Source organism: Kitasatospora sp. NPDC086791 (genome assembly GCF_040685975.1).
Lineage (GTDB): Bacteria > Actinomycetota > Actinomycetes > Streptomycetales > Streptomycetaceae > Kitasatospora.
In genome coordinates, this window is record NZ_JBFBOC010000002.1 from 537,505 (window position 1) to 562,888 (window position 25,384).

The following is a 25,384-nucleotide window of genomic DNA, read 5'->3' on the forward strand; positions in this document are numbered from 1 at the left end:
CGGCACCCCGGTGACCAGCGGTGACGGGCCGTAACCCGAACGGTCCTGAGCGCTGGCCGAGCCCGGGGCGCGTGCCTACCGTCGGTGAGTGACCGGGTGCAGTTGACGACCACGTGGACATGGGAGTCCCCGGCTGCGCCCGAGAATCCCGGAGGTTCCGGCATGCGCCCCATGCGTACGGCCGCCGCCGCCCTGATCGGCGCGACGGCGCTGACCGGCCTGACGGCCCCCCTCGCTCACGCCAGGGACGGCGCGGCCTCGGTCAGCCCGTCCCAGGCCGCACCGGGCCAGACCGTGACGGTCACCGTCTCCTGCGAGAAGTCGGACAAGCCCGAGGCCAAGACCATCACCGCCCACTCCGCCGCCTTCGAGGGCGGCCCGGCGACCCTCACCCTCGGCTCCGACGGGAAGCACACCGGCTCCGCCCGGCTCGCCTCCCAGCACTCCGGGGACAGCAAGGTCGACGGCACCTGCCCGAACGGCGGCGCCTTCTCGACGACCGTGACGGTCACCACCGTCGCCGCCACCACCCCCGACAAGAGCCTCGGCGACTGGGGCAAGGCGGCGGGGGAGTGGGCCGGCTCGCTCGGCCAGTCCGGCGCAGGCAGCCAGCAGGTCGCCCCGCACGGCGCCGTGGAGACCGGCCTCGGCGGCTCGGTCGCGGCGGACCCGGCGGAGCTGGCCGGCGGCCTCGCCCTGGTCGCGGGAGGCGTCGGCGGCTTCTGGTTGCTCCGGAGGCGCGGTGCCTGACGGCCCTCGCGCCCCCTCCGCGCCCTGCGCCGCACCGCCGGACCCGCCAACGGGGTCCGGCGGTGCGGCGCTGCGGCGCTGCGTCAGACCGGTCGGGGCTCCCGCCGCGTGGGCTGCTCCTCGTGCGCGAGCAGTCCGCCGGCCAGCAGGTACTGGGCCAGCACATAGGTCGCCATGATCCAGAACTGATGCCCCGGCAGCTCCCGCCACTTCGCCAGCTTGGTGGCGATCAGCGTGTCGGAGAGCAGGAACAGCGCCCCGCCCAGCCCGGTCCGCCAGCCCAGCCCGGCCGAGGTCACGGCCGTCGAGGTGAGCAGCAGGCTGTAGCCGGCCACCGGGACCCGCAGGTCGCCGAGGTCCGGCCAGAGCTGACCCACCAGGGCCACCCAGGCCGTCGCGTACGCGGCCGCGACCACCAGGGCCCGGCGGCGGTCGGTGAGCGCGCCGCGCCGGACGAACATCGTCACGTAGCAGACGTGTGCGGCCGCGAACGAGCCCATCCCGGCGAGGAACGCGGGGTCGTTCTTCAGCTGGAGCAGGACGTCCCCGCCCGCGCTCAGCAGCAGCGCCGGTGCCAGCAGCTCGGGCGCCTCCCGACCGGCGGTCCTGGCCGCCGCCGCGCTGTGCGCGGCCAGCAGCGGCATCAGCGCCGGCTTGGTGGCGTTCTGCAGCACCGACGCGCCGGACAGGATCGAGCCCAGGTGTGCCGCCGAGGTGGCCGCGAAGCCGCCCAACAGCCCGGTGGCCGAACGCAGGCGCGAGCCGAGGACGGCACGGGTGGTCGTACGAATGCTCATGCTTGCGCGGCCTCCGACGGTCGGGCGGTGCGGGATCCGGCTCGCCCCTGAGGGAGCCGGACGTGCGGCGGAGGAACAGGTTACCGGTGCGTAACCCGGGCGGGGTCGGGCGGGTGACGGGACGGCCGGGAACCGGGCCGCAGGGGAGCGGGACGCTGGTCGGCCGGGGAGCGGAGGGCGGTCGGCCGGTTCGAGGGCTCTTGCGGAGACTTCCTCAGGAGGCCGGTTGCTGCCACCGGGTGACCCGGGCACCGTCTACTCTGGACCCCGACATGGATCAGCAGGAGTACGCGGTCGGCGCCACCCGGGTGGCCGCCGGCAGGCCGGACGGACGCGCGGGCGGGGCAGGCCGGGGAACAGCCGACGCCGTCCTCGCCGTACGCGGAGTCACGCGGGCCGGTGCCACGGGCGGCGCCGACGCGGACACCGCCGGAGCGGTGCCGGGGGACGCCCGCGCAGGTGGTGCTGACGACGCGCAGACCCACTGCGCCACCCGGGACGCCGGCCACGACACGATCCGCGACACGATCCGCGACCCGAGCCAGGACGCCGCCCTCTCGCCCGACCCCGGGCTGCTGCGGCTGGCCCGCTGGTTCGCGGCCGCCACCCCCGGCACCGCCGACGACCTCTGTGCCGCCTCCTTCGGTCTCTACCCCGCCCGCCACCTCGGCGCGTCCGCCGAGCCCGCCGACCCCGACGTCAGCTGGTGGCACGGCCCCACCGCGCACGGCGTCGCCTCCGCGCGCTCCCGCGAGGCCCGCGAGTCCCGCGGCGACGGCGGCCTGCGCCGCGCCCGGCGCGACTCCGCCGCACTGCCCGTCGTCCGGTCAGGCGCCAAGCCCGGTGGGCCCGGCAGGCACCGCAGGCCCGAGCGCACCCGGACGCTGCCGGAGGCGGCCGCCGGTGCCCTTCCGCCGCCGCCCCCGGTCACGCAGGATCGTTCCGGTGAGGAGCTACCCGTCGCCGAGCGCCGGATCGCCGCCCGGCTGCTGCTCGCCCACCCGTTGGTCACCGCCTCCGGCCCGCACGCCGACGGCTTCCCGCTGATCCGCCGTCACCGCGACTGGCTCGCCGAGCGCTTCGACACCCTGCTCGGCTACCGCCTGGAGGTCGGGCCCTGGCATGCCCGGCTCTGCAAGGCCGGCCTCGGTCCCGGCGCCGGCCGTCGCCTCGAACACCCCACTACCGGCGCGCCGTTCACCCCGGGCGGCTACGCCCAACTCGCCCTCGCCCTGTCCCTGTTGGTCGACGCACCCGAGCAACTGGAGTACCGGCGGCTGCTGGCGGCGATGCGCGCCGCCGTACCCGGCCCGGCCGCCGACCCGGCCGACGTCGACATGGCGCTGGCCACGCTGGCCGGGTGGGAGGTGCTCGGCTACCTGTCGGACGACCCCGCCGACGACACCCACGTCCTGACCGTGGACCGCGAACTCGCCCGCGCCGTCCCGGCCGGACCGCCCGCCCTGGCCGACGACGCCGCCGACCTGATCCGCCGTGCCGCCGAGGCCGAACCCGCCACCGCCGTACGCCGCCTGCTCGCCGAGACGCCCGCGGTCCTCGCCGCCGACCTCTCCGAGGACCGCCGCGCCTGGCTGCACGAGCACCGGCTCAGCGGCCCGGCCGCGCTCGCCGAGTTCCTCGGCCTGGAGGCCGAACTGCGCGCCGAGGGCGTCGCCCTGCTCGACCCGGCCGCCGAACTCACCGACCTCGCCCTCCCCGGCGCCGGCACCCTCGCCCAGGCCACCCTGCTGTTGGTCGAGCGCCTGGTCGAGGAGGTCCGCCCGCTGCCCGGCGAGACGGCCGACGGCGATGTCCCGATCGCCGACGCACTGATAGACGGCGTCCTCGGCGACATCGCCGACGAGTACGGACTCCCGGCCCGCTACCTCTCCGACCGCACCGCGCTGCGCCGCGACTCGCTGGACCTGCTGCACCGCCTCGGCCTGATCACCCCCACCCCCCAGCCCAAGCGCCCGCCGACCTGGCACCTCCGCGCGCCGGCGGCCCGCTTCGCCCCCGCCCCCGACCTGCGGCCCACCCCGGGCACCGGCCGCCACTCCCGCCCGGCCCCCTTCGTCCCGCCCCCGCCGGGGCCCCGCACCGAGCCGCGGCCGTAGCGCCCGCCCGGCCGGCACCGACCGCCCGGGAACTCTGCCGCCACGGCCACGGGGCCCGGGCCGGCCCGGCCCGGCCCGGGAAAAGCAGAAGCACCGCGCCCGAACTGCGGGGCTGCGGTGCCGGGAGGTGGTGGCTGCGGTGCGGCTACTTGCCGGCCGTGGCGCTGGCGAGGGGGCCGTGTTCGACGGTTTCCACGGTGGCCCCGACGCCCAGGGCGCCGAGGGCGACGGAGGCGAGGACGGCGGTGCAGGCGAGGAGGCGGCGGTGCCGCTGGGGCATGGGGAGGCGCGGTTCCTGGGAGGGCGCCTGAGGGCTGGCGTTCATGACAGGGAGGCTGCCAGGGCGGCGTGAACGGTCGGTACGCGCGGGTGAAGTCCGGACGGGGGTTGGGCGTCGATTGGCCGCGTACGCCCCACCCCCCGTGAGCGGGGCGTACGCCCTGGTCAGCGGGGTGGAGTCGGGTCGCCGACGGCGACCTGGACGGCGTCCCGCAGACCGTGCTGGGGGTGGAGGCGGGAGGGGCCGGCGGCGGGGCGGCGAGGTGGCCGGAGCGGGCACGGTCGCACGCCGCCGTGGTCACGTACCGCGCCGGAGCGCCTACGCTGAGGGTGTGGAGCGCGGTTCGGACACCGTACGAACCCCTCCGCCGCCGGGGCGCTCACCGTGCCCGCGTCGGCCGCGCCGGTGTTGCCCCGGGCCGGGCGGCCGCCGAGGAGGTGCCAGGCTCCATGTCCGGAAACGCCGCGTCCGCCAGTGCCGTGCCCGCCGATGCCCCGGCCGGCAGTGCCGCGTCCGGCAGTGCCCCGCCCGCCGACCTGCCGCCCGCCGACCTCCCGTCCGGCGGGGCCGCGTCGGGCGGCGGGTCGTCCGGGATCGTCAAGCCGCTGCCCGCCGAGTGGTTCGTCGCGCACGGCACCAACGCCGAGATGCGCTGGGAGGCCCTGCGCGCGGCCGACGGCTCGGCCGCCGTCGGCCGGCACGTGCCGGTGGAGCGGTTCTTCGTCCGCAACCACACCGGCACCCCGCTGATCGACCCCGGGGCCTGGCGGTTGCGGCTGTACGGCAGCGGCCTGCGCGGCGCCCCGACGGCCGAGCGGCCGGTGGAGTTCGACCTGGCGGGCCTGCGGGCGCTGCCCGAGACCCGGATCAGCGCGGTGATCGAGTGCGCCGGGAACGGCCGGGACTACTTCCGCCGCCAGCAGGGCCAGAGCGTCCCGGGTACGCCGTGGACGCTCGGCGGGATCGGTTCGGCGGCCTGGCGGGGCGTCCGGCTGGCGGAGGTGCTGCGGGCGGCCGGACTGACCGGGGAGGCGGTCGACGTGCTGCCGACCGGCCTGGACGCGAACTACGTGGTCGACGGCGTCGACCACGGCCCGGTGCGCCGCCCGCTGCCGGTCGCCAAGGCGTTGGACGACGCGCTGCTCGCGTACGAGATGAACGGCGCGCCGCTGACCCCCGATCACGGTGCGCCGCTGCGGCTGGTGGTGCCCGGCTGGGTGGGGATCGCCTCGATCAAGTGGGTCGGCACCATCGAGGTGGCCGACCACCCGCTCCACTCGCCGTGGAACACCGACTTCTACCGGATGTTCGGGCCCGATCACCCGCCCGGCGGCGGCGAGCCGCTCACCGCGCAGGTGGTCCGGAGCGCGTTCGAGCTGGCCCCGGGGGCGGTGCTGGAGGCGGGCCGCAGCCACCGGCTGCACGGGCGCTCGTGGTCCGGCGCGGCGGCGGTGCGCCGGGTCGAGGTGAGCAGCGACGGCGGCCGGACGTGGCGGCGCGCCGCGCTGCACGGCGGCTCGCACGCCGACGACTGGGCGCGCTGGAGCGTCGACTGGCGCCCCGAGCGGCCCGGCCGGTACGAGCTGCGTGCCCGCGCGACGGACCGCCGGGGGAACAGCCAGCCCGAGCGGGCGGTGTTCAACCGGGAGGGCTACCTGTTCGGCGCGGTGGTGGCCCACCCGGTGACGGTGGTCTGACGCGGCCCGGTGGCCGGTGGTCCGAACCCGCCTGAGAGGGCGTTCGATAGGGGATTCCCCCCAACTGTCCGGCTTTGAATGGTGCGGCACGGACTCGGTTCCAGGATCTCGTGGCGGCCGGGTCCGTGTCCGCGATATTGATCAACCGTGACGGAACGACGCCGGTATCCCTCGGACCTGAAGGACGACCAGTGGGAGCTCATCGAGCCCATGCTGCTGGAGTGGCGACGCACTCGCGCCGAAGGGCGTGAGCCCACGACCGAGCTGCGCGAGGTGGTGAACGCGATCCTCTACGTCGCGCGGACCGGGATCGCCTGGCGCTACCTGCCGCACGACTTCCCGCCCCACACCACCGTCTACGGCTACTTCAAGGAATGGGAACGCGACGGCACCACCGAGCAGATCCACGACACGCTCCGTGACCAGCTGCGGGCGAAGAAGGGCCGTCGGGTCCTGCCGACAGCGGCGATCATCGACGCCCAGTCGGTGAAGGCCTCGCCGAACGCCCCGGCCGACAGCCAGGGCTACGACGGTGGGAAGCGGGTCAAGGGCCGCAAGCGCCACATCGCCACCGACACCCTCGGCCTGCTCCTGGTCCTGATCGTCACCGCCGCCGGGGTCCAGGACTCCGCCGGCGGCAGGCAGGTCCTGGACACCCTCGCCGCCCAGTGGCCCACGGTGACCAAGGCGTGGGTGGACGCCGGCTACAACAACGGCGTCGTCAGGCACGGCGCCGCACTCGACATCGACGTCGAGGTCGTGGCCCGGGACAAGGAACAGAAGGGCTTCGTCGTGCAGCCGATCCGCTGGCGCGTGGAGCAGACCTTCGGGATCATGTCCCGGTACCGGCGCCTCCACCGCGACTACGAGGAACTGCCGGACCGGTCACGCTCGATGATCCAGTGGGCCATGGTGAACTCCATGGCCGACCGCCTGACCGCCAGCCCGGACAGAACCGGGCAATACCTCCGCCCGAAACCGCTCGCGGCAGCCTAAATCGGTATCGAACGCCCTCTGAGGGACGGCCGCCGGCCCGGATCCGCCCGGGCTCAACCGGTGGACTGGACCTCGTACGGGGCCGGGTACCGCGTCTCGTACGGGGTCAGCACCAGCCGCACCACGTCCTCCAGGCGTCGTCGGGCGTCCCCGAGGGTGGTGCGGCCGGTCACCCAGGCGGTCAGCTCGCCCTGCCAGGCGTGGGCGACGATGTGCCGCACCAGGTCGCTGGACGCGGCCGGCACCTCGGCCGTCACCGCCTGCAGGGCGGTGCTGTCGGCCCGGGCCATGCCCTGGAGCGCCTCGCTGGCGAACGGATCGGTGGAGGCGGCCACGGCTACCCGTAGCCGGGCGAGTTCGGGCTGCCGCTGGTAGGCCCGCATCCCGCCCCGGACGAACCGGACCGCCCGGTCGGTGTCGCCCGACCCCGCCCGGGGCCCGCGCAGCTCGGCCACCAGGTCGGCCAGCAGCAGGCGGTGCCAATCGGCGATCGCCGCCGCCAGGAGGTGGTCCTTGGAGGAGAAATAGCGGTACGCCGTCCCCAGGGCGACTCCGGACCGCTCGCAGACTTGCTTCATCTGCAGCCGCTCGACGCCGATCTCGTTCACCAGGGCGAGCGCGGCCGCGATCAGGCTTTCGCGGCGTTCGAGCTGACGCGGAGACATCGCCTCCACCGGTCGTGGTGACAGGTCAACCTTGGTCACCCGCACCATGATACGGGCCGGGGCCGCTCAGGAGTATGACGCCGACCGGCCCCCTTCCGTTCGCCTGTGGGTCACCGGGGTGCGGAAGCACCGGGTCCGTTCCCGAACCCCGGCGCCGGCCCGCCGCCGCGGGCCCTACGGCTGGCGGCGGATCAGCGCCTCCTGGACGGCCGAGGCGACCAGCCGGCCCTCCCGGTCGTAGAACTCGCCGAGGGCCAGGCCCCGGCCGTCCGAGGAGGACGGGCTGCGCTGGGCGAACAGCAGCCACTCGTCGGCCCGGAACGGGCGGTGGAACCACATCGCGTGGTCCAGCGAGGCCATCAGCAGCGTGGGCGGCTCGGTGCGCTGGAAGAAGTTCGGCTGCTCGTCCAGCCCGGCGGTGGAGGCCAGGGTGAGGTCGGACAGGTAGACGAGCGCGGCGGCGTGCAGCAGCGGGTCGCCGGCCGGCAGCGGGGAGGCGGTGCGCATCCAGACGAACTGCTGGAGCAGGCCCGGGACGGCCGGTGGCACCCCGGGGGCCTGCGGCGGGACGAAGCGCACGTCGAGGTCGCGGAAGCCGCCGCCGACGGCGACCGCCCTGCGGACCTCCTCCGGCGCGCCGGCGACGGCGTCCGGGAGGGACTCCGGGCCGGGCAGCGACGGCACCTCGCGGTGGCGGTCGGGGCCCGGCTCGGGGTGCTTGAGGGAGACGGAGAGCGAGAAGATCTCGCTCTCCCGCTGCACCGCCGTCACCCGGCGGGTGGTGTAGGAGACGCCCTCGCGCACCCGCTCGACCACGTAGTCGATCGGCTGGGCCGGGGTGCCCGGCAGCAGGAAGTAGCCGTGCAGCGAGTGCACCGGGCGCAGGTCCTCGCAGGTGCGCCCGGCGGCGACGAGCGCCTGCGCGGCGACGTGGCCGCCGAAGGCGCGCATCGGGGCACCGGCGTGGCAATAGCCCCGAAACGTGTTCTCGTCCAGCTGCTCCAGCTCCAGCAGCTCGGCGAACGGGGAGGCCGGGCGGGCGTCCCGGGCGGCCCGGACAGGCGATACGGTCAGGTCGGTCACGAGGTCATAGTGGCAGAAGCCAACCGTGTCGTGGTGTGACATGGGTAACGCTCCCGAGGTGCTGTGGCCCGTAGAACACGTTTCAGTCCAGTACGTGACGCGAGGGGCTGTCAGACCCCTCACCTAGCGTGTTCGGCATGACGCGATCCGCACAGGCGTACGCCTATCTGCGCCCGTCGGCCGTCCTCGACGGTGCCGACGGCCGACGCCTCGACCTGGCCACCTCCGGGGGCGCAACCCCGCTCGGCGCGGTCGCCAACCCGCGCTTCTTCGCGGGCTTCCTGGCCGACCCGGCGCCCGCCGCCGCGGCGCTGCTCGCGGTAGCGGACGTCGCCGCCGCCCGCTACCACCAGCCGCAGCTGCGGGCCTCGCTCGACCCGGTGGTCACCGCCAACGGGGACCGGTTGCGCTTCGAGTCCTTCTCCGGCTGCTGCGGCGTCTACGCCCGGCTCGACGTGCTGCAGGCCGGGCTCGACGGCGACGAGATCGGCCACGGCACCACCAACGTGGATGTCAACGACCCGCTGCGGGAGGCGCTGACCAGGATCGGCCCGGCCGACCCGCTGCACCTCGCGGTCGGGCCGGACACGCTGGAGGTCACCGTTTTCGACGGCCCGCTGGTCGAGAAGAAGGTGCCGCTGCCGGAGCGCTGGCTGCGCGGCTTCGCCGAGACCCAGGTCGTCGCGGCCGGCTTCGAGTTGCGGGCCGAGCTGCCCGCGGCCGAGGCGGTGCGGTTCCTGCGCGCGCTGCCGCGCGGCGGGCGGGGCGGCGTCGGCTGGGTCGTCCCGGCCGGGCGGACGCTGCGGCCGACCACCCGCCCGGTGCCCGGGGCGGTCTGCCTGCCCGGGCCGGAGCGGCTGGTGGCGCTGCAGCGGGTGCTGCGGCACGCGCTCGCCCTGCGGGTGTACGGGCCGGTGGCCGCCGGGGAGCCGGCCGGCTCCGCCTGGGAGGTGGTGCTGCCCGGCATGCGGCTCACCCTGACGCTGTCGCCCGATGCCTCCCGGGGCTTCTCCGGCGAGGGCGGGGTGCTGGACGCACTCGCCACCGCGACGGCGGAGCGGGACGCCGAGCTGGTGTCGGTGCTGCTCGCCTGGGAGCCCCGGATCGAGGTCGGGGAGCTGGCCGAGCAGTCCGGCCTGAGCCCCGAGCGGGTCCGGGCCGCGCTCACCCGGCTCGGCACCGCCGGCCAGATCGGCTACGACACCGCCGAGGCCGCGTACTTCCACCGGCAGCTCCCGTACGACGCCGGGCGCGCCGACACCGCCAACCCGCGGCTGCGGGCGGCCAGGGCACTGGTCGAGGCGGGCGCGGTGCGGCTGGAGGAGGGCGGCGCGACGGCCGTCGTCACGGTGGACGACCACCTCCAGCGGGTGCGCGCGGACGAGGCGGGGCGGATGAGCTGCACCTGCCTGTGGTGGGGCAAGTACCGGGGCGGGCGCGGGCCGTGCAAGCACGCGCTGGCGGTCGGCATGGTGCGGTCGGCGGGGGCGGAGTCGCGGTCGGTGGAGTCGCGGTCGGTGGAGTCGCAGGTGACGGGGTCGGCGGAGTCGGTGGAGAAGGGGGCCGGGGCGTGAGCACGACGACGGACGCGGGGCGGCCGGACGGGGTCGAGGAGCTGCTGGCGGCCGTCCGGTCCGGGCGGCTGGAGCGGATACCGGGGCTGCTGGCCGGGCTGGACGCGGCGCAGCGGCGGGCCTGCCTGCCCGGGCTCAAGGCGTTGCGCAAGGAGCTGCGCCAGGACTGGTCGCAGGGCGCCATCGACACCAGGGGCAGGCTGCTGGTGGCCGGGGCCGCGTGCCACGCCGGGCCGGCCGGCGCCGCCGCCTGGCTGGCCGGCGGCGACCTCACCGTCCGCGACTGGGCCCGGAACTCCGCGCTGCACACGGTGGTCGAGGCGCAGCCGGAGCAGTGGCAGGTCGAGGTGGCCACCCGGCTGGCCGCCCGGCCGGTCCGGGGCTGGGGCTGGTCGATGTACCCGCTGATCGAGGCCGTGGTCCGGCGCACCGGCTGCGAGGTGCCGAGGGACGAGGCCTTCGCCCGGGCCTGGCTGGACGGCTCCTGCGGCCGGGGCGGCCCGCGTCCGACGCTGGCCGAGCAACTGCGCGCGGACTCCTTCACCCCGGTGCTGCTGCCCGTGGTCTTCCAACTCGCGGACGTCGGCTACGCGTTGACGATCCGGCTGAGCCCGCGCCCCGGCGACGTCTGGACCGAGGCGATCGCCGAGCTGGCCGCGGCCGGGGTGGTGGACCGGGCGGCGGTGATCGACCGCTGCCTGGCCCGACTGCTGCGCGGCGGCAAGCCGGCCGACCAGCGCGCCTTCCTGGAGGTGCTGCGGGCGCTCGCCCCGACGCCCGAGGAGTACGCGGCCCGGGTGCGCGACGTGGCGGCGCTGCTGGCCGGCCCGTCGGTGATCGCCGGGCACGCCCAGGGGGTGCTCGCGGCGCTGGACGAGGCCGGGCTGATCGAGCCCGAGGTGCTCTACGAGGCTTCGGCGGTGGTGCTGTTCCGGACCGAGAAGAAGCTGGTGCGCGCCCAGCTGGGCTGGCTGGAGCGGGCCGCCCGGCGCGCGCCCGGGCGCTCCGGGCCGGTGGTGCTCGCGGCGGCCGAGGCGTTCGGGTGCGCGGACACCGGCGTCCAGGAGCGGGCGCTGAACGTGGTGGCCCGTCACCTCGCGGCGGCGGGGGAGGCGGTGCTGCCGGAGCTGCGGTTCGCGGCCGAGGCGCTGAACCCGGTCCACCACCGGCGCGCCGGTGAGCTGTTCGGTGCACCGGTCGGCGTGCCGGTCGGCGGCGACGACGATGACCCGGACACCGGCTGGAACGACGTCCTGCCGCCCGTCCCCGTGCCGAGCCCGCTCGGCGCTCCGGTCGCCTCGGCGGCCGAACTCGCGGAGGAGCTGTCCGCCCTGCTGGCCTCCCGGGAGCCCGGGGTCACGGCCTTCGAGCGGGTGCTGGACGGCCTGGTCCGGCAGGCCCACCTGGACCGGGCCGCGCTGCTCGCGGCGCTGGAGCCGGTCCGCCGCGCGCATCCGTGGAGCGGCGCCGGCCAGTGGGGGGACTGCACGCCCGGGGACGTGCTGTTCGTCGTGGCCGCGGTGGCGGGCGAAACGCCGCCGCGCCGGCTCTGGGACGCCCTCCGGGGCCGGAACCACTCCCCGCTGCGCGGCGCGCGCACGACGGTTCCCGGCGCCGCGCTCGCCGCCCGACTGGAGGAGGCGGCCTGGCAGGTGACGGCCACCCGGCCGCCGTACCTGCTGGCCACCCCGACGGACGCCACCGGCGCGCTGGACGCGGCGGTGCTGGTCGAGCGGATCGCCGGGTACGAGGCGGCGGGCGTCACCGCGGGAGCCGTCGACCTGTCCGCCGCCCTGCTGCGGGTCGGTGCGGGAGGCGGAGAGGGTGTGGAGCGGGCGGACGGCTCGGAGCGTGCGGAGGGAGCGGAGGCGGACGCGGCGGTGCTGAGGGCCGCCGGGGCGCTCACCTCCCCGGCCGGGCGCCGGCTGGCGCACTGGCTGCGCACCGGTGGGCTGCCCGGTCAGCCGTCCGAGCGGGTGCTGTTCGCGCCCGGGCAGGGCCTCCGGCGGGCCAACGTGCACGGGGATCGCTGGTGGGAGGACGTCCAGCGGGTCGCCGTCGCCCAGCCGGGCATCGGCACCGGACCGCAGGGGCCGGACGGCGAACGGCTCGCGCCCGAGCTGCTGGCGCTGCTGGACGGCACCGAGCCCAGCGTGGCCCGCGCCCGCAGGGTGTACGACTGGAGTCGGCGGCCGGTCGCACACTGGTTCGCGATGCTCCCGTGGCACCGGGAGGAGCTGGCCGCGCGCTGGCTCGACCCCTTCGCCGAGGGGGCCGACCGGGACGAGCGCGGCGCCGGCCGTCACCTCCCGCTGCTCGCCGAGGCCGGCGGCCCGGCCGGGCTCGCGCTGCACCTGGCGCTGGCGTACGGCCTGGGCGCCCGGCACACCGAGGACCGGACGGCGGCGGTGGACGCCCTGCTGGTGCTCGCCGCGCGCGGGGACCTGGACGGTGAGCTGCTCGGGCGTGAGCTGGGCGGGCTGGTGGCCTGCGGCACGGTCCTGGCGACCCGGCTGGGCGCGGCGCTCACCATGGCGGCGGAGACCGGTGCGAGTGTCACGGTGTGGTCGGTGCTCGGGCCGGCGCTGCCGGGCCTGCTGGGTGCGACCGATCCGTCCGTGCGGGGGCTGGGCGACCTGGTCGCGCTGGCCGCCGACTGCGCGCGGCGCACCGGGGCCCGCGGGCCGATGGCCGAGGTGACGGCGGTGGCGGAGCGCGCCGGGTCGAGCCGGGTGGTCAAGGAGGCGCGGGCCCTGCGGGACGTCCTCGCGGGGTGAACCGGGGCGGCGGGTGGTGGCGACCGGTGGCTGACAACTGACAGCTGACATGTTTCAGCGAACAACTTTCATCAAACAGATGATGAAATCTGTTCGCTGAAAGTTGTCGGCTGAAGTCTGTTCGCTGAACTCCGTCAGCTGAACTCCGTTACCTCTTCGAGCGCCCCGGCCGTCTCCGGAGCCGACCCGGCCGCAGGCTCCCGCGTACCGACCGCGGGCTCCCGCACGTCGGCCGCGGGCTCGACGGCGCCCCGGGCGACGGCGACGGCGCGCCACCAGAGGCGCAGGGCGGGCGGGTCGGCGGGCTCGAAGGGCTTGCCGGGCCGGGGCGCCGCCAGGCTGGCGCCGAGCGCCTCGGCAGCGGTGACCACCCGTTCGGCGGGCTCGTCCCAGGGGTGCAGCGCGAGGTTGAAGGTGCACCAGTGGATCGGCAGCAGCAGCTCGCCGCCCAGGTCCAGGTGCGCCCGGACGCCCTCCTCGGGCGTCATGTGCACCTCCGGCCAGAAGTCGCTGTACGCCCCGACCTGCATCATCGTCGCGTGGAACGGGCCGAGCCGGCGGCCGATCTCGGCGAACCCGGGGAAGTAGCCGGTGTCCCCGCTGTGGAAGATCCGGTGCCCGCCGCCGGACACCACCCAGGAGGCCCACAGGAACAGCGAGCTGGTGCGCGGGCCGCGGCTGCAGTAGTGGCGGGCCGGCGTGGCGGTCAGGGTCAGCCCGGCGACCTCGGCCGACTCCCACCAGTCCAGCTCGACGATCCGTTCGGCCGGCACGCCCCAGTGCTCCAGGTGCGCCCCGACCCCGAGCGGTACGGCGAACACCGCCTCCGTCCCGGCCAGTGCCCGGACGGTGGCCATGTCCAGGTGGTCGTAGTGGTCGTGGGAGACCACGACGACGTCCACCGGCCCGAGTTCGGACAGCGGCAGCGGTACCGGGTGCAGCCGCTTGGGGCCGGTCCAGGCGAACGGGGAACAGCGCTCGCCCCAGACCGGGTCGAGCAGCACCCGCCGCCCGCCGATCTCGGCGAGCACGGTGGCGTGGCCCAGCCAGGTGAGCCGCAGCCCGGACTCCGGCGGCGCGGCCAGGTCGTCCGGGAGCAGCCGGTGCACCGGGACGGCGGCGGCCGGGAACCGGCGGGTCTTGTCCCCGGTCAGCTGGGCGCGGGTGATCTCCAGCGGGCTGCGCTCGTACACCAGGCGGCGGGTCGGCACGGGGTTGCGGAAGGCGCCGTCGGCGTACTGCGGGGAGCGGCGGATCCGGGCCAGCCGCTCGCCCCGTGGCTCGGCGCCGAAGGCGTCGGTGCGGACCCGGTGCCAGGCGGCCCGGGGCAGTCCGGCCAGGCCGGGGACGGCGCGGTCGGCGGCGGGGCCGGAGGGCGGCGGGACGAACTGCGAGGACAGACCGACGAGGCGGGAGAACCACGGGACGGGGCGGGGCACGGCTCCTCCAAGGACGGTCACGGCTGCCGGGCGGGCCGGGGCGCGCACCGCGGCGACGTCCGAAGTCACGGCGAGCTGCAGGGGGTCACTGCGGTGCGACAACCATCTCGTCGGAGGTTACTCGCCGTGGGCCGTCCGGACCTGGTGGAGGGCCCGGTGCGGTCCAATCGGCGTACCCCGGCCGCGTTTCCGGCGGGCGGGCCGGTACCCGCCGCCCGCCGGACGCGGCCGGTCAGACGTAGAAGCGGGTGATCGTCTCCGCGACGCAGTGCGGCTTGGCGCTCTGCCCGCTCGTGATGGTGAAGCGCACCAGGGCCTGGACGCCGCCCGGCACCTCGGTGGCCGAGAGCAGCTCGGCGGTGGCCCGGATCGCCGTGCCCACCGGCACCGGGGCCGGGAAGCGCACCTTCTCGGAGCCGTAGTTCAGCGCCATCCGCACGCCCTCGACGGCGTAGCACTCCTTGGCCAGCACCGGGATCATCGACTGGGTCAGGTAGCCGTGGGCGATGGTCGAGCCGAACTGGCTCTCCTTGGCCCGCTCCGGGTCGACGTGGATCCACTGGTGGTCGCCGGTCGCCTCGGCGAACAGGTCGATCTGCCGCTGCTCGATGGTGTGCCACTCGCTGGTGCCCAGCTCGGTGCCGACGGCGGCGGTCAGTTCGGCGAGGGAGGCGAAGGTCGTCACGGTGCGCTCCTGGAGAGGGACGGGCCCGGGGTGGGGCCAGGACGCCGGAAGCGTATGCCTACCCATCGGTATCTGTCAGGAGCCCCAGGTGGAACCGGGGCGGGAGACCGGAGCGGGATCCGAAGACCGGAGCGGGAACCGAGGGCCGGAGCGGGAACCGAGGGCCGGAGCGGCAGTCGGAGCCCGGCCGGGGCGGCCGCTCACGGCCGCAGCGCGGCCCGCCCCACGGCGCCGACCCCGGTCGGGAACAGCCGCCGGCCGCTGACCAGCTCCGGCACCAGGGCGACGAACAGCGGCTCCGGGTCGCCCACCCACGGCCGCAGGCCGGAGCGCAGCATCCGCCGCACCTGCTCGGGGTCGCGCACCACGTCGGCCCGCCCGTGCACCAGCACGCTCCACCCGGTGCGGGTGACCGGGTCCAGCAGATCGGCCTGGAAGGCCACCACCGTGCCGTCAAGCCCGCGCGCGGTGGCACTTCCCCGGCGCACGGCGAGCACCAACCGCCCGTCCAGGACCTCGAAGGAGACCGGCAGGACGGCCGGCAGTGCGTGCTCGGTGTACACCACCCGCCCGACGGGCACGGTGCTGAGCAGCCGCAGGCACTCGGCCTCGCTCAGGGTCTCCACACGGTCCTCACGCTCCATGCGTCCGATCGTCCTCGGTCGGCGCGCGCGCCGATAGGGCCCATGGTCCCTGAGCGGACGGGTCGTGAGCCCCGTCGTCGGCCGCCCGGGGCGATAGCCTGCCCGGCGGCGAAACGGTGCCGCGGACCCGAACGGTGAGGCGGGCGGTGACGCGGAGGGCGGTCCGCCCGCGAAACGCGCGGCGGGCGGACCACAGTGGTGGGCGGCGGTCCCGGGTGCGCCGGGGCCGGCCAGGAGGGGGGACCGATGGCGGGCGGGGTCGATCTGGTGGTGATCGGGGCGGACGGCGGGCCCGACCGGGCCTTCGGTGGTGCGGCGCTCGCACCGGAGGGTGCCGGGTTGCTGGCCGAGGTGCTGCCCGGGATGTTCTTCGACACCGGCGCGGCCGGCTGCCGGGTCGTCACGGCGCCGCCGGACGCGGACGCCAACGCGATGCTCACCGTCGTCCGGGAGGCCGCCCAGCACCCCGGACGTTGGCTGGTGGTCTGCCTGGTCGGCCAGTTGATGGCCGACCCGCGCGGGCGCCGGCTCGCCCTGGTCACCGGCGGCAGCACCCCTGACAACGCCTACCGCAGGGGCCTGGCCTGGGACTGGGTGGTCAGCGCGATGGTGCACGGCGACCAGGAGGAGGCGCTGCTGCTGGTCGACGCGGTGGCCGACCGGGACACCTGGGCGGCGCTGGAACGCGGTGGCGAGGACAGCGCGGGCGAACTGCTGAGTTACTCGCGCGTCCCGCTGTGGGGCCGGATCGGGCGCTACGCCCCGGGCAGACGCGGCCGGGACGCCGTACTGCCGGGCGGTGCGGGCTCGTTCAGCCGGGCCCTGACCACCGTCCTGCGGCAGGGCGTCCCGGGCGCCCCCGCGGCCGTCGCCCCGCTGGACCTGCAGCCCGCCGTGGCGGCGCTGACGGACGGGGCGGAACCGGCCGGTAGTTCGGGTGCGCCGGGCGCGCGCCTGCTCGTTCCGCCGTACGGCGGGCGCCTGTTGATGCGCAATCGGGCCGCGGTTCGGGGCGCATTGGCCGGATTGTCGCTTTCCGAAGAACTGTTGGCCGTTCTGTGGCGGGAAAGTGCCCCGACGGAACCGCCTTCCGCGTAAGGTCAGGGGGCCCGAGGTGTTGCCGTGAAGGGGTGGGTTGGCGAAGAATCGATCCCCAGCGGAAAGACCGGCGGGACAGCGGAATTCTTCTGGCGGCCGTGGATCACGGATCGGGTCGGTCGCGATCGAGGTGGGCGATGCGGCAGCGCGGAAATGTGTTGCGCCCCGGGGCGGTTGGGGTCGGTGGGGCGGTTCTGGTGTTGCTGCTCGGGGCTTGTGCGAGCGGTGGTTCCGGCGGTTCCGTCGATCATCTCGGGACGGCGGCGCCCACGGTTGCGGGAGTGGTTCCGCTCACTCCTTCGAGTGGTTCCTCAAACGCCTCCATCGCGCCGACCGACGGCCCGGAAGGAGCGATGGGCCGACTCGCCCTGAAGACTTATCAGGACTGGTGGCAGGCGCAGACCGAGGCATTCGCACGCACGGATTCGGACGGATTCACGCTGGAGTCCTACTCCTCCGGCCGTGCGTTGTCGGACGCCCTCGTCGGCCTCCGTCAACTGCGCGACGCCAAACTGGTGATGACCGGAACACCGCGCAATTCCGCGGTGGTCAAGGCCGTCGATCTCCGGGCCGATCCGCAGACCGCCGTGATCGAGGACTGCGTCGACGTGTCGGACTGGCATCGCGTCGACGCCGTCACGCGGGCCGCGAAGGACCCGGCCCAGCGGCTGAACCGCTACCTGGCGACGGCGTCCCTGCGCTGGTTCCAAGCACGTTGGCTGATCTACGACTTCAAGCGGGAGGTGGACCGGACATGCTGACCAATCCGAACAGGCGTCATCGGGCCCGGCGATTCGTGATCCTCGCACCGTTGTCCGCCGGGTTGCTGCTTTCCACGGCGCTGACGGCGTCGGCGGACGAACCACCGATCGGGGGCGCCGAGCAGTGCGCCCCCGACAAGATCTGCTCGGACGTCCACACCGGCGGCAGCACCCCGAAACCCGGGTCCACCCAGCCGGGCGGTGGCAACAATTCCTCCGACGGTCCGCTGGTGTGCAGTTACCACGGCGTGGAATGGGCCTGCCACGACCCGGAACGCGGCTGGTTCAACAGCGACGTGGGCTGCTACTTCAAGGTGCAGGTCCCGCAGCCGCCCGAGGGGGCGCCCGAGTGGGAGGGGCACAAGTCCTCGGAGGGCACGGTCTACACCAAGATCTGCCCGCAGACCGGCGGCGGCACGGACGGCGTCCAGAGCGTGTTCGAGTCGCAGGCGCCGGCCGGACCGCCGGTGCTCAACCTGGCGGCCATCGGCCTCAGCCTCGCCCACGAGATGCGGTTCCCGAAGCCGGCGGCGGGGGTCGCGCCCAAGGCCACGGCCGTGGTCAAGGCGCCGGTCTGGCTCTGGCTCGACGGCGTCAAGGCGCCCGAGCCGAAGACGCTCGCGGTGCCCGGCGCCTCGGTGACCGTCACGCCCGTGCTGAAGAACGTGACCTGGACCTTCGACAAGGGCGTCGGCGTGACCTGCGACAAGCCCGGGACGCCGTACGACCCGAAGTACGGCGCGGCCAAGTCCCCGGACTGCGGGTACGAGTTCGCCGTCGGTTCGGGCACCAGGAAGGACGGGGTCTTCGCCGGCACCGTGACGGCGAACTGGCAGGGCCACGTCGTCGTGACCGGGCCGAACGCCAAGACCTTCGACGTCGACATCCCGCAGTCCTCGGGCTTCACGCTCAAGGTCGCCGAGATGCAGGTCCTCAACTGACCTCGCCACGAAGGCGATTCGACCACCGATGATCCAGAGACGAACGAGGGAAGGGCGGAACCCGGTGGAGAACCGTACATTCGCGACGCCGGGATCCGGCACACCCGCGGGCGCCGTGGCGTCCGTGGCGCTCCCGGAGCAGCAGGAGCAGGGCGGCGGTCCGGGCAAGGGCCGGGGGCGGGCGGTGCCGCACGCGCCCGGGCGGACCATGCGGGCGAGGCGGCGGCGGCCGGCGGTGCTGGCGATGGCGGTCGCGCTGATCGCGGCCGGTGGGCTCGGCGGGGCCGTCCTCTACAACAGCACCGGCCAGCGGGTCGCGGTGCTCGCCCTCGCCCGGGACGTGCCGTGGGGCCAGGTGATCACCGAGGACGATCTGGTGGTGGCCCGGATCGCGGGCGACCCCGCCCTGCACCCGGTGTCGGCCCTGGACCGGACGAAGGCGATCGGCATGCGGGCCGCCACCGACCTCAAGCGCGGCGCGATGCTCACCAGCGGCGACCTGGCCCAGGGCCTCACCGTGCAGCCCGGGCAGATCGTGGTCGGGGTGTCGGCCAAGCGCAGCCAGCTGCCCGCCAGCCGGCTCCTGCCCGGGGTGCAACTGGTCGTGGTCTACACGCCCGACAACGGCCGGGCCGACTCGCTGCCCGCGACGGTGATCACCGTCGGCCGGGTGGACACCGACGGCAGCCAGGTGGTCGACGTGGCGGTCGGCACGGCGGACGGGCCCCGGCTGGCGCAGTGGGTGGCGAGCGGGCGGATCCAGGTGCTGCTGGCACCGCGCGGCGCCTCGGCCGGGGGCAGCGGCGCGCCGAGCCCGGCACCGGGCGGGGCGCCCGCCACGGGTACGCCCGCGGCCGGCACGGCCTCCGCCGGGGCCGGCGTGCCCGGGTCCCCGACCGCGACGGGTGGCGCCTGATGGCGGTGATCGCGGTGGTCGGCGGCCCGGGCGCGCCCGGCGCGACCACGACCGCTCTGGCGCTGCTGCTGGCCTGGCCGCTCCAGCCCGGCCGGCGGATCGTGCTGGTCGAGGCCGACCCGGACGGTGGCGCCGTGCTCGCGGGCGCCCTGGAGGGCCGGGTCGAGGCGGTCTACGGGCTGCGCAACCTGGCCGTCGCCGACCGGCGCGGGCTGCTCGCGCAGACCATCTGGGAGCAGCTGATCGACCTCTCGCCCGAGGGCGACGCCGTGCGCCTGCTGCTGCCCGGGCTGACCGATCCCACCCAGGCCCCCGGCCTCGCCTACACCTGGGAGCCGCTCGCCGAACTGCTGCACGGCATCGAGCAGCAGGGCTACGACGTCATCGTGGACCTCGGCCGCTCCGGCGCCACCGGCGCGAGCGCGGTGCTGGCCCGCCGGGCGGACGTGGTGGCGGTGACCGTCCGGACGACGCTGCGCGGGCTGAGCTCGGTCCGGCCCCGGCTGTCCGCCCTCGCCGAGGACCTGGCCTCCGCCGGCACCGGGACGGACGCGCTCGGCCTGCTGCTGGTCGCCGAGGGGCCGTACGCGCGGGCGGAGGTGACGCGCGAACTCGGGCTGCCGGTGCTCGGGGTGCTGCCGCACGCCACCCGGACGGCGAAGGTGCTCTCCGACGGCGGTGACACCACCGACCGGCGGTTCGTGCGCTCCGAGCTGATGCGGACGGCGCGGTCGGCGGCGGACGAGGTGCAGCTGCTGGTCCGCCGCAGGCGGCAGCGGCTCGCGCCGAACGCCGAAGCGGCGGCGGCGTCGGGGGTGGGGCAGGCGAAGGTCCGGCCGGCGCCGCTCGCTCCGGCGGCGGGTGCGGTGCCGACGCCGCAGCCGACCCCGGTGGCGCCGGCCGCGCCTTCGGTGCCGATCCAGCCGATACCGACGCCCGCATCGACGGTGTACGGGCAGGCCCCCTATGCCCAGGCTCCCCATGCCCAGACCTCGTACGGGCAGGCTTCGCACGGGCAGACGCCGTACGGGCAGACCTCGTACGGACAGGCCGCCCACGGACAGAGCGCCTACGGCCAGGCGTCCTACGACGCCGCGGAGGCCGAGCCGCCGTCGTACACCCCGCCCCAGCCGGTCCCGCCGGTGATCGTTACCGGCCCGGTGGCGCCGCTCGCCGGGCTCGCGCCGCAGCCGGCCGCACCGGCGCCGTTCCCGGCGCACGTGCAGCCGCCGCAGCAGGACGATCAGGACGACCGGTACCCGCTTCAGCAACCGAGCGTGACGGATGGTCAGGTGCAGGTGAACGGGCAGTACCCGCACAACCCCGGGGAGGTGCTCCGTGCGCGGTAGTCCCCTGCACCAGCGCCCCGCCGCCGACCCGGCCGCGCTGCCCTGGACCGTGCCGACGGCCACTCCGGCGCCCGCGACCGGCCCGCTCGCACCGGGCCCGCTCACACCCGGTCCCGTCGCGCCGCAGCCGGTCTCGCCCGGCCCGGTCGCGCCGCAGCCCGGCGCGTCCGGGCCCACCGCCGTACCCGCCCAGCTGCCCTCGCTGGACCTGCGCGGCGCCGCCACCCGGCCGGCCGTCGACCCGCAGGTCGCCCGCGAGCTGAAGCGCCAGGTCGCGGCCGAACTGCACCAGCAGATCAGCCGGTTGACCGCCACCTCCGGCTCCGAGCCGGACCGGGCCACCCGCCGCCAGCGCGGCCGGGCGCTGATCGAGGAGTCCGTCGCCCGCTGGTCCGACGCCTACGCGCAGACCCACGGCATCCCGCCCACCCGGGAGCAGGACCGCGCGCTCGCCGAGGCCGTCTTCGACCTGCTCTTCCGGGCCGGCCGGCTCCAGCCGTACCTGGACGACCCGGAGATCGAGAACATCCTGATCAACGGCTGCGACGACGTCTGGGTCTCCAAGGTGCACCAACCCCTGCGCCAGGTACCGCCGGTGGCCGACAGCGACGCCGAACTCATCGAGCTGCTGCAGGACCTGGCCCGCCAGCACGGGGGCGGCGAGCGCAGCCTGTCCACCGCCAGCCCGACCCTTGCGCTCCGGCTGGAGGGCGGCATGCGTCTGCAGGCGCTCACCGAGGTGACGCCCCGCCCGTACGTGGCGATCCGGCGCCACCGGGTGGCCTCCGCGACGCTCCCCGAGATGGTCGAACTCGGCACCCTGGACGGCACCTTGGCCGCGTTCCTGGCCGCCGCGATCCGGGCCCGGAAGAACGTGATGATCACCGGCACCCAGGGCGTCGGCAAGACCAGTCTGCTGCGCGCGATGGCCGCCGAGATCCCGCCGGACGAGCGGATCGGCACCCTGGAGTCGGAGTTCGAGCTCTGGCTGCACACCCTCGGACACCTGCGCCAGGTCGTCCCGATGGAGGCCCGCGAGGGCAACGGCGAGCGCGTCGAGGGGCGGCTGGCCGGGGAGTTGTCGATCGGCGACCTCATCCCGGCCGCGCTGCGGATGACCCTCTCGCGCATCATCGTCGGCGAGGTCCGCTCCGGCGAGGTCGTCCCGATGCTGCGGGTGATGACCAACGGCGAGGGCGGCTCGATGTGCACCCTGCACGCCCGCGGCCCGCACATGGTGGTCGACCGCATCGCCGAACTCTGCCTGGAGTACGGCTCGCACATGACCGACTCGCTCGCCTACCGGCTCACCGCCAACGCCCTGGACCTCATCGTGCACGTCACCATGGTCGACGAGACCGCCGTCGGCGGCCGCCGGCACCGCTACGTCTCCCACGTCCTGGAGGTCACCGGCCTCGGCGAGAGCGGCCGCCCCGCGCTGAACACCGTCTTCGGCCCCCGGCCGGACCTCGGTGAGCCGCGGGCCGTCCCGCACACCCCGCCGCAGTGCCTGGACGACCTGCGCCGGGCCGGTTTCGACGCCGGCCTGCTCGGTTCCCGGTACGGGAGTTGGGCCACCCCGCTGCAGCTGCGGATCGGCGGTGGCGCGCGGTGATGCTGCTGTTCGCCCTGTGCGGGCTGGCGGTCGCGGGCGGCCTGGTGGCCCTGGTGGCCTGGGCCCGCGGCAGCGAGACCGTGGACGACGTGGACACCGCCGCGGGGACCAACCTGCTGGCCGGGCGCGCCCACGTGTTCTGGTACGGCGCGCCCGGCTCGGCCGCGCCCCGGATGGTGCGGCTGCGCCGGGTCCAGCTGCCGCTCGCGCTCGTCGGCGCGCCGCTGGCCTGGCTGTTCACCGGCATCCCGCTGACCGCGCTGCTGGTGCCGCTGGCCGTCTTCGGCCTGCCCTGGCTGTTCGACACCACCCGCCCGGACACCCGCCGGATCGAGCGGCTGGAGGCGCTGTCCGAGTGGACCCAGCGGATCGCCGACGTGCTGCTGCTCGGCGTCGGCCTCAACCAGGCCATCATCACCAGCCGCCGCACCGCCCCCGCCGCCCTGGAGGACGAGATCGGCGAGCTGGCCGCCCGGCTGCAGGCCCGCTGGCGGCCCGAGGAGGCGCTGCACGCCCTCGCCGACAGCCTCGCCGACGCCACCGCCGACAAGGTGCTCGCCGCGCTCGTGCTGCGGGCCGGGGACAGCGGCCCCGGCCTGGCCCGCACGCTCTCCGACATGGCGGACTCGGTGCGCGAGGAGGTCCGTCAGCGCCGCGCGATCGAGGCCGACCGGGCCAAGCACCGGACCACCATCCGCTGGCTGGTCGGCATCATCGTGCTGGTCGTCACGGTCGGTTCCTTCAACACCGAGTACACCCGGCCGTACGGGACCGTCCTCGGTCAGCTGGTCCTCGCCGTGGTCGCCGCCCTGTTCGTCGTGATCATCGCCTGGATGCGGGCGCTGGCCTCCCACCCGCCGGTGCCCCGGCTGCTCACGCCCGACCGGCGCAGCAGGAGCGGACGGCGGACGAGCGCCCGGGCGGCCGAGCCCGCGCCGGCCGAGCGGCTCGGGGAGGTCCGGTGATCTCCCCCTGGTCCGTGCTGGCGGGCGCCGTGGCGGCCGGCGGCCTCGCCCTGCTGGTCGCCGAACTGCGGCCCGCGCCCCCGGACCTGCGCCAGGCGCTGGACCGGCTGCACGCCGTCCCCGCCGACCGCGTGCAGGACCCGGACGAGCGGCCGCGCTGGTACGACCGGATCGGCGAGCGCTCCCTCCAGCTGCGCGGGGTCTCCGTCCCGCGCCGCGAACTCGCCCTGATCGGCCGCACCCCGGCCCGGTTCATGGTGCACAAGCTGCTGTTCGCCGCGATCGGGCTGGTGCTGCCCGCCTACCTGGGCGCGATGGCCGTGCTGATGGACATCGGCCTGCCCTTCGCACTGCCGCTGGTCGCCGGGCCGCTGCTGGCCGGCCTGCTGTGGTTCGTCCCGGACGCCATCGCGCGCGGCGAGGCCAAGGAGGCTCGCACCGAGTACCTGCACGGCATCGCCGCCTACCTGGAACTCGTCGCGCTGGAGCGGGCCGCCGACTGCGGGCCCGCCGAGGCGCTGCGCCGGGCCGCCTCGGTCGGGCAGGGCGTGGTGTTCCGGCGGATCCGCGACGCGCTGGAGCGCGCGGCCACCGACCGCCTCCCGCCGTGGGCCGGACTCGACGCGCTGGCCGAGGAGTTGGGGCTCAGCCCGCTGCAGGACGTGGCCGACATCATGCGGCTGTCCGGCACCGACGGCGCCGCCGTGTACGACACCCTGCGGGCCCGCGCCAAGGGCCTGCGCGGCGAACTGCTCGCCGAGGACCTCGCCCGCGCCAACGCCGACAGCGAGCGGATGGTCGCGCCGGGGGCCGCCCTGACGCTGCTGATGACCGTCCTGATCGTCTTCCCCGCGCTCCACCAGATGCTCAACTGACGCCCGATGTCCGCCTCGCGCCGGAATCCACACCGGCGCCCGACGTTCGACCGCGCCTGATCCACGTCCGTTCCAGAGCAGCCGACACCACGCACCACCACACCACACCGTCACGTCCCCCGGGAGAACCCGATGACCGTACGACTCGCCCACCTGGCCGGCCGGGTGCTGCGGCCCGTCCTGCTACCGGTGCAATTCGCCCTGCTGCTGTTCACGCTGCGGCTCGGCCGGCTCCGGGCCGCCCGCGCGCGCGGTGACCGCGGCGCGATCAGCATCGAACTCGCCCTCGCCATCATCGCGTTGGTGTTCGTCGCGGGAGCCGTCGCGACCGCGCTGTACCTGCTGAAGGACAAGGTCGTCCAGAAGGTGGAGCAGGACCCGAACATGCCGGGCGGCGCGGGCGGCGCCACCAAGTGACGCACCGTCCTCTCCGCCGCAGCGACGACCGGGGGTCGATGAGCGTCAGTCTCGCCATCGTCTTCCCGGTCGTCCTGCTGCTCCTGCTGCTCGTCGTCCAGGCCGCGCTGTGGTGGTACGACCGGCAGGTCGCGCTCACCGCCGCCCGTGAGGGCGTGGACGCCGGGCGGGTGCAGGGGAACGCGACGGACGAGGTGAAGAACGAGGCGGCGCGGCGCCAGGCCCGGGACTTCCTCGACCGGCAGGGTGCGCACGGCTACACGGTGACGACCGACGGCAGCACGCCCGTGACCATCCGGGTCACCGTCGAGCTGACGCCGCCGCTGCTGATACCCGGGCTCTCGGCGCCCACCATCACGCAGTTCGCGGAGGCGCCGCGGGAGCGTTTCGTACCACCGGTGGTGAAGCCGTGAGACGGGGACGGACCGGTGCGCGCCCGCCCGGTTCGCGCCTGCGCCGGTGGCGCCCGCGACGGCGGGACCGCGGCGGGGTCGCGATCGAGGCGGCGATCGTCGTGCCGCCCGTGGTGGGCCTGGTCCTGGTGGCCATCGCCGCCGGACGGGTGCAGACCACGGCCGGCAGCGTGGAGGCCGCCGCCCGTGCCGGGGCCCGGACCGCCTCGCTGCAGCGCAGCGTGGACGGGATGGACCAGCCGGCCAGGGACTCCGCCCTCGCCTCGCTGCGCCAGCAGGGCGTGTCCTGCCGGAACGGCGACGTCCGGGTGGTCAAGGGCGAGCTGGGGCTGCCGGGCGGCCCGGTCACGACCGTCAAGGTCACGGTGGTCTGCGACGTCGAACTGGCCGACCTGCTCGGCGGACCGTCCGGCGTACCCGTGACGAAGCACCTCGTCGGCGAGTTCACCTCGGTGGTGGACCGTTACCGGGGCGCATGACGAAACGTGCCGCCACCACCGGGAAGACGGGGGATTGGAGGCGGCCCGTGC

At 75.5% G+C, this 25,384-nt stretch carries 24 protein-coding genes; 17 read left to right on the plus strand and 7 right to left on the minus strand.

The window, feature by feature from the left end:
* Window positions 1–162: 162 nt before the first annotated feature.
* Window positions 163–750, plus strand: a complete 588-nt coding sequence (locus tag AB0Q99_RS06310) for a hypothetical protein (protein WP_363568988.1) — start codon at window positions 163–165, stop codon at window positions 748–750.
* A gap of 83 nt (window positions 751–833) precedes the next feature.
* On the opposite strand, the gene AB0Q99_RS06315 is transcribed toward AB0Q99_RS06310, so the two are convergent.
* Window positions 834–1,547, minus strand: coding sequence for a lysoplasmalogenase (locus AB0Q99_RS06315; protein WP_363568989.1), 714 nt, complete (start codon window positions 1,545–1,547; stop codon window positions 834–836).
* Between the two features lie 272 nt (window positions 1,548–1,819).
* On the opposite strand from AB0Q99_RS06315, the gene AB0Q99_RS06320 reads away from it, so the two are divergent.
* Complete coding sequence (locus tag AB0Q99_RS06320; protein ID WP_363568990.1) at window positions 1,820–3,664, plus strand: DUF2398 family protein; 1,845 nt, start codon at window positions 1,820–1,822, stop codon at window positions 3,662–3,664.
* A gap of 145 nt (window positions 3,665–3,809) precedes the next feature.
* On the opposite strand, the gene AB0Q99_RS06325 is transcribed toward AB0Q99_RS06320, so the two are convergent.
* The gene (locus AB0Q99_RS06325; RefSeq protein ID WP_363568992.1) at window positions 3,810–3,989 is read right to left on the minus strand and encodes a hypothetical protein; all 180 of its coding nucleotides are present in this window, start codon (window positions 3,987–3,989) and stop codon (window positions 3,810–3,812) included.
* Between the two features lie 404 nt (window positions 3,990–4,393).
* On the opposite strand from AB0Q99_RS06325, the gene AB0Q99_RS06330 reads away from it, so the two are divergent.
* Window positions 4,394–5,641: a sulfite oxidase gene (locus AB0Q99_RS06330; RefSeq protein ID WP_363568994.1), complete on the plus strand. Its 1,248-nt coding sequence runs from the start codon at window positions 4,394–4,396 to the stop codon at window positions 5,639–5,641.
* Window positions 5,642–5,788: 147 nt separating this feature from the next.
* Entirely contained in the window at window positions 5,789–6,637 is an 849-nt protein-coding gene (locus AB0Q99_RS06335) for an IS5 family transposase (RefSeq protein WP_363568996.1), read from the plus strand.
* Window positions 6,638–6,690: 53 nt separating this feature from the next.
* Here AB0Q99_RS06335 and AB0Q99_RS06340 read toward each other — a convergent pair whose 3' ends face one another.
* A complete protein-coding gene (locus AB0Q99_RS06340; protein ID WP_363568998.1) occupies window positions 6,691–7,341 on the minus strand; it encodes a TetR/AcrR family transcriptional regulator in 651 nt (216 codons plus the stop codon).
* Window positions 7,342–7,476: 135 nt separating this feature from the next.
* Window positions 7,477–8,376, minus strand: coding sequence for an acyl-CoA thioesterase domain-containing protein (locus AB0Q99_RS06345; RefSeq protein WP_363569279.1), 900 nt, complete (start codon window positions 8,374–8,376; stop codon window positions 7,477–7,479).
* A gap of 146 nt (window positions 8,377–8,522) precedes the next feature.
* On the opposite strand from AB0Q99_RS06345, the gene AB0Q99_RS06350 reads away from it, so the two are divergent.
* Together AB0Q99_RS06350 and AB0Q99_RS06355 are read left to right on the plus strand one after the other, a co-directional pair.
* Window positions 8,523–9,959 (plus strand): SWIM zinc finger family protein, encoded by a 1,437-nt coding sequence (locus tag AB0Q99_RS06350; RefSeq protein WP_363569000.1) that lies wholly within the window; start codon window positions 8,523–8,525, stop codon window positions 9,957–9,959.
* Window positions 9,956–12,736, plus strand: a complete 2,781-nt coding sequence (locus tag AB0Q99_RS06355; protein ID WP_363569002.1) for a DUF6493 family protein — start codon at window positions 9,956–9,958, stop codon at window positions 12,734–12,736. The genes AB0Q99_RS06350 and AB0Q99_RS06355 overlap by 4 nt, the downstream gene beginning before the upstream one ends.
* A gap of 134 nt (window positions 12,737–12,870) precedes the next feature.
* On the opposite strand, the gene AB0Q99_RS06360 is transcribed toward AB0Q99_RS06355, so the two are convergent.
* From AB0Q99_RS06360 to AB0Q99_RS06370, 3 genes are all read right to left on the minus strand, one after another.
* On the minus strand, window positions 12,871–14,076 hold the full coding sequence (locus AB0Q99_RS06360; protein ID WP_363569280.1) for an MBL fold metallo-hydrolase: 1,206 nt from the start codon (window positions 14,074–14,076) through the stop codon (window positions 12,871–12,873).
* Between the two features lie 331 nt (window positions 14,077–14,407).
* The gene (locus AB0Q99_RS06365; RefSeq protein WP_363569003.1) at window positions 14,408–14,860 is read right to left on the minus strand and encodes a MaoC family dehydratase; all 453 of its coding nucleotides are present in this window, start codon (window positions 14,858–14,860) and stop codon (window positions 14,408–14,410) included.
* A gap of 200 nt (window positions 14,861–15,060) precedes the next feature.
* Complete coding sequence (locus tag AB0Q99_RS06370) at window positions 15,061–15,504, minus strand: pyridoxamine 5'-phosphate oxidase family protein (RefSeq protein WP_363569005.1); 444 nt, start codon at window positions 15,502–15,504, stop codon at window positions 15,061–15,063.
* A 246-nt stretch (window positions 15,505–15,750) separates the two neighbouring features.
* On the opposite strand from AB0Q99_RS06370, the gene AB0Q99_RS06375 reads away from it, so the two are divergent.
* From AB0Q99_RS06375 to AB0Q99_RS06425, 11 genes are all read left to right on the plus strand, one after another.
* A complete protein-coding gene (locus AB0Q99_RS06375; RefSeq protein WP_363569007.1) occupies window positions 15,751–16,602 on the plus strand; it encodes a hypothetical protein in 852 nt (283 codons plus the stop codon).
* Window positions 16,603–16,955: 353 nt separating this feature from the next.
* Window positions 16,956–17,363 carry a hypothetical protein gene (locus AB0Q99_RS06380; RefSeq protein WP_363569008.1) on the plus strand — a complete coding sequence of 136 codons (408 nt, stop codon included), beginning with the start codon at window positions 16,956–16,958 and terminating at the stop codon, window positions 17,361–17,363.
* Window positions 17,364–17,413: 50 nt separating this feature from the next.
* Entirely contained in the window at window positions 17,414–18,304 is an 891-nt protein-coding gene (locus AB0Q99_RS06385; protein ID WP_363569010.1) for a hypothetical protein, read from the plus strand.
* 124 nt (window positions 18,305–18,428) lie between these two features.
* Window positions 18,429–19,220, plus strand: coding sequence for an SAF domain-containing protein (locus AB0Q99_RS06390; protein WP_363569012.1), 792 nt, complete (start codon window positions 18,429–18,431; stop codon window positions 19,218–19,220).
* Complete coding sequence (locus tag AB0Q99_RS06395; RefSeq protein WP_363569014.1) at window positions 19,220–20,569, plus strand: hypothetical protein; 1,350 nt, start codon at window positions 19,220–19,222, stop codon at window positions 20,567–20,569. Before AB0Q99_RS06390 ends, AB0Q99_RS06395 begins: the two co-directional genes overlap by 1 nt.
* Window positions 20,559–22,184 carry an ATPase, T2SS/T4P/T4SS family gene (locus tag AB0Q99_RS06400; RefSeq protein WP_363569016.1) on the plus strand — a complete coding sequence of 542 codons (1,626 nt, stop codon included), beginning with the start codon at window positions 20,559–20,561 and terminating at the stop codon, window positions 22,182–22,184. Before AB0Q99_RS06395 ends, AB0Q99_RS06400 begins: the two co-directional genes overlap by 11 nt.
* Complete coding sequence (locus AB0Q99_RS06405; RefSeq protein WP_363569018.1) at window positions 22,184–23,149, plus strand: type II secretion system F family protein; 966 nt, start codon at window positions 22,184–22,186, stop codon at window positions 23,147–23,149. The genes AB0Q99_RS06400 and AB0Q99_RS06405 overlap by 1 nt, the downstream gene beginning before the upstream one ends.
* The gene (locus AB0Q99_RS06410; protein WP_363569019.1) at window positions 23,146–24,024 is read left to right on the plus strand and encodes a hypothetical protein; all 879 of its coding nucleotides are present in this window, start codon (window positions 23,146–23,148) and stop codon (window positions 24,022–24,024) included. The genes AB0Q99_RS06405 and AB0Q99_RS06410 overlap by 4 nt, the downstream gene beginning before the upstream one ends.
* A gap of 132 nt (window positions 24,025–24,156) precedes the next feature.
* Window positions 24,157–24,441 (plus strand): hypothetical protein, encoded by a 285-nt coding sequence (locus AB0Q99_RS06415; protein ID WP_363569021.1) that lies wholly within the window; start codon window positions 24,157–24,159, stop codon window positions 24,439–24,441.
* Window positions 24,442–24,479: 38 nt separating this feature from the next.
* Entirely contained in the window at window positions 24,480–24,854 is a 375-nt protein-coding gene (locus AB0Q99_RS06420) for a TadE/TadG family type IV pilus assembly protein (protein WP_363569023.1), read from the plus strand.
* On the plus strand, window positions 24,851–25,333 hold the full coding sequence (locus AB0Q99_RS06425; protein ID WP_363569025.1) for a TadE/TadG family type IV pilus assembly protein: 483 nt from the start codon (window positions 24,851–24,853) through the stop codon (window positions 25,331–25,333). The genes AB0Q99_RS06420 and AB0Q99_RS06425 overlap by 4 nt, the downstream gene beginning before the upstream one ends.
* Window positions 25,334–25,384: the final 51 nt, after the last annotated feature.

Bases quoted from the DNA above. Each gene is read 5' to 3' on its own strand.
- AB0Q99_RS06315 (WP_363568989.1), bottom strand. From the start codon at position 1,547: ATGAGCATTCGTACGACCACCCGTGCCGTCCTCGGCTCGCGCCTGCGT.
- AB0Q99_RS06310 (WP_363568988.1), top strand. From the start codon at position 163: ATGCGCCCCATGCGTACGGCCGCCGCCGCCCTGATCGGCGCGACGGCG.
- AB0Q99_RS06405 (WP_363569018.1), top strand. From the start codon at position 22,184: ATGCTGCTGTTCGCCCTGTGCGGGCTGGCGGTCGCGGGCGGCCTGGTG.
- AB0Q99_RS06380 (WP_363569008.1), top strand. From the start codon at position 16,956: ATGGGCCGACTCGCCCTGAAGACTTATCAGGACTGGTGGCAGGCGCAG.
- AB0Q99_RS06415 (WP_363569021.1), top strand. From the start codon at position 24,157: ATGACCGTACGACTCGCCCACCTGGCCGGCCGGGTGCTGCGGCCCGTC.
- AB0Q99_RS06375 (WP_363569007.1), top strand. From the start codon at position 15,751: ATGGCGGGCGGGGTCGATCTGGTGGTGATCGGGGCGGACGGCGGGCCC.
- AB0Q99_RS06395 (WP_363569014.1), top strand. From the start codon at position 19,220: ATGGCGGTGATCGCGGTGGTCGGCGGCCCGGGCGCGCCCGGCGCGACC.
- AB0Q99_RS06350 (WP_363569000.1), top strand. From the start codon at position 8,523: ATGACGCGATCCGCACAGGCGTACGCCTATCTGCGCCCGTCGGCCGTC.
- AB0Q99_RS06320 (WP_363568990.1), top strand. From the start codon at position 1,820: ATGGATCAGCAGGAGTACGCGGTCGGCGCCACCCGGGTGGCCGCCGGC.
- AB0Q99_RS06420 (WP_363569023.1), top strand. From the start codon at position 24,480: ATGAGCGTCAGTCTCGCCATCGTCTTCCCGGTCGTCCTGCTGCTCCTG.
- AB0Q99_RS06370 (WP_363569005.1), bottom strand. From the start codon at position 15,504: ATGGAGCGTGAGGACCGTGTGGAGACCCTGAGCGAGGCCGAGTGCCTG.
- AB0Q99_RS06330 (WP_363568994.1), top strand. From the start codon at position 4,394: ATGTCCGGAAACGCCGCGTCCGCCAGTGCCGTGCCCGCCGATGCCCCG.
- AB0Q99_RS06325 (WP_363568992.1), bottom strand. From the start codon at position 3,989: ATGAACGCCAGCCCTCAGGCGCCCTCCCAGGAACCGCGCCTCCCCATG.